Below are 10,352 nucleotides of genomic sequence, written 5' to 3' on the forward strand. Positions count from 1 at the left end.
CCAACAATACAAGCTACAAGTGAAAAAGCGTTAGCAAATGGAATGACATTGGACATTTTGTTTGAGCAATTAAAATCGGTTCAAAATCAAATATCTTCGCCAATTGTTTTGATGGGTTATTACAATCAAGTAATGACATTCGGATTAGAAAAATTCTTACAAAACTGTCAAGAAAGTGGAGTTTCAGGCTTGATTTTACCTGATATGCCGTACGAAATTTACTTGACGCAACACAAAGAATTATTTGAGAAATACGATCAAAAAGTTACATTTTTAATTACACCTTTAACAACAGAAAAACGCATCAAAGAGATTAATGATGCAACTTCTGGATTTGTTTATATCGTTTCGAGTTCAGCTACAACTGGTGCTACACAATCTAATTATAATGAAGATTTTTTGTCAAATGTTAAAAATTTAGGTTTAACAAAACCACATCAAATAGGATTTGGAATTTCGACAAAAGCTGATGTAGAAAAAGCTTGGAATTACGCAGATGGAGCAATTATCGGAAGTGCTTTTTTACGTGTTTTAGAAAATTCGAATGGAAATCTTTCTGGAGCAATTAAAGATTATCTTTCAGAATTGAGATAAAAAAATAGTTTTCAAACCAAAAAAGCAAGCTCTTCTAGCTTGCTTTTTATTTTGGAAATGTTTTATCTAAAAAATTATTCAACAATTAAGATGAAATAATTCTTTTTACCTTTTTGTAATAAAACATATTTATCAGCAATTAAATTTTCTGTTGTTAATACAAATTCTTCCGCTACTTTTTCTTTGTTTACAGAAATTGCGTTTGCTTTTAATTCACGACGCGCTTCTGAATTTGATTTTAAGAAGCCTGATTTTTCTGCTAAAGCAGTAACAATATCCAATCCCGCTTCGATATCAGTTTTTGCAATAGTTGCTTGAGGCACACCTTCGAAAACTGATAAGAAAGTATCTCCATCTAATTCTTTCAAATCTTCTGAAGTTGATTTTCCGAATAAAACTTGAGATGCTTTTTCTGCTTTGCGTAATTCTTCAACACCATGAACTAAAATTGTAATTTCAGTTGCTAATTTACGTTGTAATTCGCGTAAATGTGGCTCTTGACGATGACGCTCGATTAAATCATCAATCGCTTCTTTTTCTAAGAACGTATAAATTTTGATGTAACGTTCAGCATCAGCATCCGCTTGATTTAACCAAAATTGGTAGAATTTATAAGGAGAAGTACGGTTTTTATCTAACCAAATATTTTCACCACCTTCCGATTTCCCAAATTTAGTTCCGTCCGCTTTAGTTGTTAGTGGACAAGTAAAAGCAAAAGCTTCACCTTGTACTGTACGACGAATTAATTCTGTTCCTGTTGTAATATTTCCCCATTGATCAGAACCTCCCATTTGCAATTTTGCACCTAATTCTTTGTACAAATGTAAATAATCATATCCTTGAATCAATTGATATGTAAATTCTGTGAAAGACATTCCGACATTCGATTCAGAAGATAGTCTAGATTTTACAGAATCTTTTGCCATCATATAATTTACAGTAATGTGTTTTCCGACATTACGTGCAAAATCGATGAACGAAAAATCTTTCATCCAATCATAGTTATTCACCAATAAAGCTGAATTTCCATTATTCGTATCAAAATCTAAGAAACGAGACAATTGTGCTTTAATTCCAGCAACATATTTATTCAATGTTTCTTCGTCTAATAAACTTCTCTCTGCTGCTTTACCAGTAGGATCACCGATAAAACCAGTTGCACCACCAACCAAGGCGATTGGACGATGACCGTGACGTTGCAAATGAACCAATAAGAAAATAGGAACCAAACTTCCCACGTGAAGAGAATCTGCTGTAGGATCGAAACCTACATAACCAGAAGTCATTTCTTTATTTAGTTGTTCTTCTGTCCCTGGCATAATATTGTGAACCAGTCCTCTCCAAGTCAATTCTTCAATTAATGGATTCATAGTATTTTAATATATTTTTTATCTAATTTTTACAAGGTACAAAGTTATGATTTTTCAGTAGATTATAATAGAGATTTTTGGATATAAAAAATCAAGGTTTTCCTAATGGAAAACCTTGATTTGAATATATAATTATATGAGGATATAAATTATACTTTAAAAATGTTATGATGGGTTTTGTTTACACAATGGATTTGCATTAATTTCTTGTCTTGGAATCATCCAAGTCCATCTTGTATCACCTGCAGGGATTTCCCATACATTATTTATAACAGCTGCATTCGCACCAGTTTCTCTTCTATTTAAAGGACTATTTGTTCGTTTTAGATCCAAAAATCTAAATCCTTCCCCCCATAATTCTAGTCGTCTATTTAACATTAATTCAGCTAAATAAGCAGATCCAGATGTTGTAAAAGTTTTAAATTCTGAATTACGAGCTATAGCCAATTCAGTTAAAACAGCTTTAGACCCTGCTTCATCTCCTAAAAAGTATTTAGCTTCGGCTTCTATCAAGTACATTTCTGCAGATCGCATAAATGGTACATCTCCAAGAGATAGAGAATTATCATTATTCTTTGTGATAAATTTCTGTGATGTATATGGAAATAAAGAATATGTTGAACGTAAGTTTAACTCAGGATGTTTACCACTTTCAGAAATAACTTGTGTACGAACATCTGAAGTAGAAAATGCTTTAAATAATAATTTATTTACCACTTTTGGAGACTGACGAATCTGTCCAGAATTATAATTTCTAGACATATAAGCCATAAAATTCCCAAATCCGTCTGATTGATCTGGTGCAATCGAAACACCCCACATCCACTCTGAATTATTATAATCATTGAATCCCTTCTTATAATCCGTTTGAGACATTAAAGATTTTCCTTTTCTAGCTAAATTAGCATACTCTGAAGCTTCTTTATATTTTTGTTGAACTAGTGCAACACGTGCTTTAAGACCTAATACATTGTCTAAAGCAAAATGTGAATTGTTCGTTTTAGACTTTCCTGTTAATAACTCTTGCGCTTTATCTAAATCATTCCATATTTGGCTATAAACTTCCTCTACAGTAGCTCTTGCTTTTGGAGAGTTATCTCTAGGATCTAAACGAATAATAATTCCGTCTTGACTATTTGTTTTTCCATTTTCGTAACGATTAGCAAATAATTGAACCAATTGAAAATTACTAAATGCTCGATAAGCATACGCTTCTCCTATAGCCTTTTGTTTTAAAGAAACATCACCAGTAGCTTTATCTCCGTTTACAATAATATTATTGGCATTTTTTATCATTCTGTACCAGAAATCCCAAGGATAAGAGACATTTGCAGAAGCCTCATTTGTTGATTCATTGTAACGTAACATTGATATGAACCAGTTGTTACCTGTTGCAGGGAAAATCAAATCTTCACCCAAAGCATCTTGAAAAATCAATTGAGCAGTATAACCATTTCTTCCTTGAGAATCATCTTGTCTGTAGTACATATTTCTATGCATCCCATTAATAGCAGTCATTAAATTATCTGCCGTAGCAAATACAGTTTCGTCACTTACACTTTGTGTTGGAACTGTATCTAAATAATCATCAGCACAAGAAGTTAACATTGTTGAACTTCCCAACATTAATGTAGCTAATATAAGTATTGTTTTTTTCATTTTTTTGAATTTAAAATTGAACATTAACTCCTACACTCCATATTTTTGGAGGAGTATAACGATAAGAAGTTGTCCCGTTAAATGATTGTACCGGCTCCATTCCTTTTCTAGCTGTCCAGCTAACAAGGTTCTCCCCTGTAATGAATAATTTGAATGAGGAAACCCCTAATTTTTCAATTTGTTCTTTATTGAACGTATAACCAAATGTTGCCGTTCTTAATGATAAATAATCCGATTTCACTAAATATCTAGAAGAAGATGCCAAATTTGCTGCTTCGTTATTTGTAGACATTTTAGGAATATTCGTTATATCTCCGGGGTTTTTCCATGCATTTAACATATCAACACTAATTGCTGCACCTTCAGGAGATGTCGAAATAAATTTCGCATAGTTACTATCATATGTTTTTCCTCCTATTTGATAAGCAAACATTGCGTTCAAATAAAACCCTTTATAAGAAACATTATTAGAAAAGCTACCATATAAGTCAGGAATAGAAGTTCCTACATAACCATACTTAGCATTTTGATGATCAATTGTATATTTTTTCCCATCAATTACACGGGTACTTTTGTCATCGTCTTTTTCAGGATCTTGCACATATAAAGAACGTCCATCTGTAGAATCTACACCATGATATTCTCTTAACCAAAAGTCATAAATAGAACGTCCTTTAGCTATACGTTTTGTCCCATTTATAATTGCATCTTGTCCTTCAGGCATTTTTATCATTTCGTTCTTAATAGTAGATGCGTTGACGATGAAATTCCATTTTAAATTTTCATTACGAACAATTCCAAAATCCAAAGAAATTTCGATTCCACGATTTTCCATTGACCCAAAATTAGCATTGATCGAATTACCTGGTACTCCTGCTGAACCTGGTGTTGGGACAGGAAAAATCATTCCATCTGTTCTCCTTTGATAATATTCAACCGAACCATTAATACGATTATTCAATAAACCAAACTCTACTGCTAGGTCAAATTGTTTATTCTTTTCCCATGTTAAATTTGGATTACCAATCTGATCCAATAAAATTCCAGTTTCTAAACCATTATTTCTATTTAAAACATATAGATTTAAATCCGCATTATATCCTGGTTCTTCTCCAATTCCTCCATCATTTCCAACTTCTCCATAAGAAGTTCTTAACTTAAGATTATTAACAACACTAGAACCTCGCAAGAAGTCTTCTTTGTGAATATTCCATCCTGCACCTACTGACCAGAATCTACCTTTGTTATTTTCTGGGGCAAAACGAGAAGATTGATCTTGTCGAAGGGAAGCAGAAACTAAATACTTACTGTTAAAATCATAGTTAATACGACCAAAGAATGATTCTTTTCTCAAATCATATTTATATCCTGTATTACTAGTTGTCGTTAAGAAATTGATTAATTCATATACACCAGCCATTACTTCAGTAGCTTTTCTAGTATATTGATATTCAACAGAACGTTCAAATGATTCATGACCTAAATCTATTTGAAAATTATGCAATCCAAATGATTTTTGATAACTCAAAATTTGATTAAACGTCATCGATGTCGTTTTCTGATCAGTCACTGCTAAAGCTCCTGTACCAGCTGCATCTCCAATTTCCTTATTTTGATAATATTTTAACTTATATTGTCTTAAATCATAAGCAAGATTTGTAGTAAATGTTAATCCTTTTGCTAATTTAAAAACAGCAAAAGATCTTGTGTTGACAGAATGAGTATTTCGATTTCTATTATTTAATAATGTTTCTTGCAAAATGTTGCGTCCAGAAGAAGCTCCTGATCCTCGACCTCTTGTTGTATTTCCATCATACATCACATTTCCTTCAGAATCATACATTCTATTTCCATTATTATCATATAAATATGGAGAATATATTGGTCCCATATAACGTCCTGTATAAAATGGATTAATGTTTGAAGATCCTGCTCCATCTTCAGCCATCTGTGATTTTGCCAAAGAAGCTGAGACATCAGTCCCTAATTTTAACCAGTCTGTTACCTGGCTATCAGCTGAAACCCTTGCTGTGTATCTGTCAAAATCAGAGGCTATTAAATACCCTTCCTCTTTGTTATAACCTAAAGAGGCATAAAAGCTAGAATTCTCTGTACCTCCACTATATCCTAAATTATATTGTTGAGTTACTCCTACTCGTTCAGTATACTTAGTCCAATCAAAATCATTGTATAATTTCTGAGCAAGAGGATTTAATTTTCCATTAATAATAACCTGATCATCAGGAACATTATAAATATTATTTTTTAAATTGTCTTTAATTAAAGCTTGAGACGCATACGCATTTGCTTCCTCTATAGTCTTATTTTCATATGTCTCTAAGTAACCATTTCGCATAGCCTCCCAAGTCAATCTATAGTAATCTTCAGCAGATACTCTTTCATACTCTTTGGTTCCTCTCATTACAACTCCTGTATTAGCAGAAAAAGTAAATTGCCCTTTTTTGCCTTTTTTACCTTTCTTTGTTGTAATCATAATAACTCCATTCGCAGCAGAAGCTCCATACAAAGAAGTTGAAGCTGCATCTTTTAAGATAGTAAAAGATGTAATGTCATTTGGATTAATATCTGAAATAGCTCCTGTATAGATAGAACCATCAACAACATACAATGGTGAATTTGATAAAGAATAAGAAGAGAAACCTCTAATTCTTACATTTGAATCTGAACCTGGTTGTCCTGTCGAAGTAGAAAACTGAACACCTGGAGCCGCACCTTCCAATGCTTTTGTTGCATTTGATATTGCACGCTCTTCAAATTGCTCCGATTTTATTTGGGTATTAGCCCCAACTACTGTTTCTTTCTTTTGGACACCATATGCAACCACAACTGTCTCTTCTAAATCAACTTCAGAAGAATTTGTTAATTTTAAGCTACCTAAATCATTACTCGTTACAGTAAATTCTTTTCCATCTATTACTAAAACATCTCCAACTTTTGCGTCAATATTAAAGTTTCCGTTTTCATCTGTATACGCTACTTTATCAGTCCCTTTTACAGTAACTTCTACGTCAGACTCAGGAAATCCATTTGCATCATTCACCGTACCTTTTGTTTGAGCAAATACTGCTGTACTTAACCCAAGAAAAGCTAACAATGATAAAGAAGTTATTCTCTTTCTCATGTATTTTTATAATTTTAAAAGCACAATATTAACACATTTTAACATCAAATATTAATTTTTTTCATTTTTTAACGAAAACATTTAAAATATCCTAATTTTAACAAAAAATGATTAATTTCAATTAGACACCTTTTTATTTAATTAATACATTATGTTACATAATAATACATTTTAATGTATGAAAATCAATACATAGTTAGAGTTAGAAAGTAATTATATCTTTTTAGAATAACTATTTTCTAGTTAGATTTTTAATTAAATTAGCAAAAAGTCTTCTTATATCACAAAATCCTTAATCTACATGCAAACACTTTTCGAGAACGAAAAATTCAAATGGATTAATTTACAAAATCCGACAAAAATTGAGTTGAATGAAATTGCCACAAAATATTGTTTTCAGAAATTAACGATTGAAGATAGTTTGGAGCCTGGACATTTACCTAAATATGAATCAGATGATTCAAAAGTTTCTTTTTTGTTAATTCGTTTTTTTGATAAAGAACACCGTATGTTGAAAAACACTGTTCGAGAATTTAGTCACAAAATCAGTATTTACATCGGAGCAGATTTTATTGTGACTGTTCATCAAAAGGAAACGGATATTTTTGACAAAATTCAGAAAAAGTATTTAGCTAATACTGATCCTTCTAGAATCTTAATCAAAGGTATTTTATATCGTATTATTTCCGAAACCATCAAAACTTACGAAGAGCCTGCATATCAAATGGACGAAGAAGTTAATCAACTCGAGCATTTGATTTTTACGGATGATTTCAGAAAAATTAAACTTCCTACCTTATATAAAATCAAACGAGAAGCTACAGCTTGCAAAAAAATATTAGATTATACGCTTGAAGCACTGAAAGAATATCGCGCAGATAACAAAAAGACAAGTTCATCACAAGATTTGTACGAAGAAAACGTAAAAATGTTACACTTACATTCGCAAATTGTAGATGATGTACAAAGTTTGTTAACAATTTACCTTTCGTTAAATGGACAAAAATCGAACGAAATCATGCAAATGCTTACCGTTTTTTCAGCATTTTTCTTACCCTTAACTTTTATCGCCGGAATTTATGGAATGAATTTCGATTTCATGCCCGAGTTAAATTACAAATTAGGCTATCCAATTTGTTTACTTGTCATGTTATTAGTGGTAATTTTTATTTACTTTTGGTTCAAGAAAAAAAAATATTTATAATTCAGTATGATTTTCGTAACGGGAGGAACAGGTTTGGTTGGCGCGCATTTGTTGGTAGAATTGGCAAAAAAGCAACAACCTATTCGTGCCTTAAAACGAAAAACATCGAACACAGCAATCATCAAAAATTTCTTTGCAGAACAAAACGCTTTACAGTTTTATCAATTTATTCATTGGATTGATGGTGATTTGTTGGATGTAACTGAACTTCCGAATTTATTAGACGGGATCGAAACAATTTATCACGCTGCAGCTTTTGTTTCGTTTGATGAACGTCAAGAAGAAGAAATTTTCAATACGAATATTTTAGGAACTGAGACTTTGGTAAATGAAGCGATTGATTCTGGCGTGAAAGAATTTTTCTTCATCAGCTCTATTGCTTCGATGGATGATTTGAATCCAGCAACTAAAATGATTGACGAACGTTCTGGTTGGAATAATGGCTTGACGCATTCTTCTTATTCTATCTCAAAATTTAGAGCAGAAATGGAAGTTTGGCGTGCTTCACAAGAAGGTATTAAAGTTATTATTATAAATCCTGGTGTAATCATCGGAACTTTGGATACTAAACGTGCAAGCGAAAGTTTGTTTCAACAAAATTCATCAAAAAGCGATTATGCTCCTTCGGGCGGAACAGGATTTGTTGATGTACGCGATGTGGTGAAGATTTTTTTAGAGTTAATTAATCAACAAGTTTACAATCAAAAATTTGTGGTAATTTCTGAAAATAAAAGTTACCGAGAAGTATTTGATCTTGTTTCGATCAATAGCAAACGTTCAGTCAAAAATGTTTCGAATTCAACCTTGAAAATCATTAAAAATCTATCTATTTTTAGTCGAATCTTTGGTGGAAAATATATGACAAAAGCGAATTATTATTCGTTGACAACTTATACCAAATACGACAATTCTAAAGTTAAAAATTTGCTTCAATACGAATTTATTCCAATCAAAGAAGCAATTGATTATCATTATAAACGCTTTCAAAAGCTGAATTCTACAAAATAGTTTACTTTTGTTTTATGGAACAACAATTCATTTCAACACTTTCAACAACTGCTTCGGAATTAAAATCAGGAAGCGTTTCTGCTAAAAGTCCATCAAATATTGCGTTGGTAAAATATTGGGGAAAAAAGAAAAATCAAATTCCAACCAATAGTTCAATTAGTTATACGTTAACCAATAGCTATACAGAAACTGAATTAAAATTTTCGCCAAAAACATCGGATGCTTTCGAAGTTGAAGTTTATTTAGAAGGTGAATTGAAAGAAAGTTTTACTCCAAAAATCATTACTTTTTTCGAAAGAATTACGGCTTACATTCCATTTTTGAATCAATTCAAATTTGAAGTTCACACACATAATTCTTTTCCACATAGTTCTGGAATTGCTTCTTCAGCTTCTGGAATGTCGGCAATGGCATTATGTTTAGTTCAAATTGAGAATATTCTTGGCGCAAATTTATCAGAAGAAGACGCCAAGAAAAAAGCTTCTTTCTTGGCTCGTTTAGGTTCTGGAAGTGCTTGCCGTTCGATTTACAAAGGTTTGGTTGAATGGGGAGAAAATGATTTTATCGAAGGAAGCTCAGATTTATTTGGAACAAAATATCCTGATACCGAAATTCATGATGTTTTCAAAACTTTTCACGACACCATTTTATTGATTCACGAAGGACAAAAATCGGTTTCTTCTACTGTTGGTCACAATTTGATGAACGGACATCCGTATGCAGAACGTCGTTTTGTGGACGCAAATGAAAACTTAAAAGCGTTATTGCCAATTTTAAAATCTGGCGATATCAAAGCCTTTGGAGAATTGGTAGAACATGAAGCATTGACATTACACGCCATGATGATGATGTCGAATCCTGCATTTATTTTGATGAAACCAAATACAGTTGCTGCTTTAGAAAAATTGTGGGAATTCCGCCGCGAAACAGGAAATCATTTGTATTTCACATTAGATGCTGGCGCAAATGTACATTTATTGTATCCTTCGCAAGATGCGGAAGCTATTGAAATTTTCATCGAAAATGAATTGAAACAATTCTGTCAAAACGGAAATTATATAAAAGATAAAGTGAGTTTTTAATCACTTCTAAAATAAAAGGTTGTCAATTATTTGATAACCTTTTATTTTTTTATTAATAGTTTCTCCATTAACCCAAAAATAATCAAACTCAAAAAAATACTCATTCCGATAACAGCAATAATATTTCCTAAAGCAATTTCTATTGGGAAGAAAACTAATCGTATTGTGGAAATAATAGTTGTAAATAGAACTACTTTTAACCAAAAAATGTAATCAAATTTAGTTTTTAGAAGAATTTGTTTTGGCATTTTATAAATCCAAAAAGCTATAAAAATCGTACCTAAAAAAGTGCT

At 31.9% G+C, this 10,352-nt stretch carries 8 protein-coding genes; 4 read left to right on the forward strand and 4 right to left on the reverse strand.

Translation table 11 applies throughout. The features are described 5' to 3' along the window. Positions 1-594 (forward strand): tryptophan synthase subunit alpha (gene trpA, locus B2X73_RS08285; protein WP_291096208.1); only part of this gene is annotated, 594 nt, incomplete at its 5' end. Positions 595-668: 74 nt separating this feature from the next. Here the strand turns inward: trpA and tyrS are convergent. The 3 genes from tyrS to B2X73_RS08300 all read right to left on the reverse strand — a co-directional run bounded on the left by tyrS (position 669) and on the right by B2X73_RS08300 (position 6,765). Further along, a complete protein-coding gene (tyrS, locus tag B2X73_RS08290) occupies positions 669-1,964 on the reverse strand; it encodes a tyrosine--tRNA ligase (protein WP_280050042.1) in 1,296 nt (431 codons plus the stop codon). A 165-nt stretch (positions 1,965-2,129) separates the two neighbouring features. After that, positions 2,130-3,623, reverse strand: a complete 1,494-nt coding sequence (locus tag B2X73_RS08295; protein ID WP_291059710.1) for a RagB/SusD family nutrient uptake outer membrane protein — start codon at positions 3,621-3,623, stop codon at positions 2,130-2,132. A gap of 10 nt (positions 3,624-3,633) precedes the next feature. After that, the gene (locus B2X73_RS08300; RefSeq protein ID WP_291059713.1) at positions 3,634-6,765 is read right to left on the reverse strand and encodes a SusC/RagA family TonB-linked outer membrane protein; all 3,132 of its coding nucleotides are present in this window, start codon (positions 6,763-6,765) and stop codon (positions 3,634-3,636) included. 301 nt (positions 6,766-7,066) lie between these two features. Between B2X73_RS08300 and B2X73_RS08305 the strand changes: the two genes are divergently transcribed. Genes B2X73_RS08305 through B2X73_RS08315 form a run of 3 tightly spaced genes read left to right on the forward strand, consistent with a single transcriptional unit; the run spans position 7,067 to position 10,059 of the window. Further along, entirely contained in the window at positions 7,067-7,969 is a 903-nt protein-coding gene (locus B2X73_RS08305) for a CorA family divalent cation transporter (RefSeq protein WP_291096210.1), read from the forward strand. 6 nt (positions 7,970-7,975) lie between these two features. Next, the gene (locus B2X73_RS08310; protein WP_221856494.1) at positions 7,976-8,977 is read left to right on the forward strand and encodes an NAD-dependent epimerase/dehydratase family protein; all 1,002 of its coding nucleotides are present in this window, start codon (positions 7,976-7,978) and stop codon (positions 8,975-8,977) included. Between the two features lie 14 nt (positions 8,978-8,991). Beyond that, on the forward strand, positions 8,992-10,059 hold the full coding sequence (locus B2X73_RS08315) for a diphosphomevalonate/mevalonate 3,5-bisphosphate decarboxylase family protein (protein ID WP_291059717.1): 1,068 nt from the start codon (positions 8,992-8,994) through the stop codon (positions 10,057-10,059). A gap of 41 nt (positions 10,060-10,100) precedes the next feature. Here the strand turns inward: B2X73_RS08315 and B2X73_RS08320 are convergent. Beyond that, positions 10,101-10,352, reverse strand: a 252-nt coding sequence (locus B2X73_RS08320) for a hypothetical protein (RefSeq protein WP_291096212.1), incomplete at its 5' end; no start/stop codon positions are given.

Origin of the sequence: Empedobacter sp. UBA7252, from assembly GCF_002472765.1 — a bacterium.
Lineage (GTDB): Bacteria > Bacteroidota > Bacteroidia > Flavobacteriales > Weeksellaceae > Empedobacter > Empedobacter falsenii_B.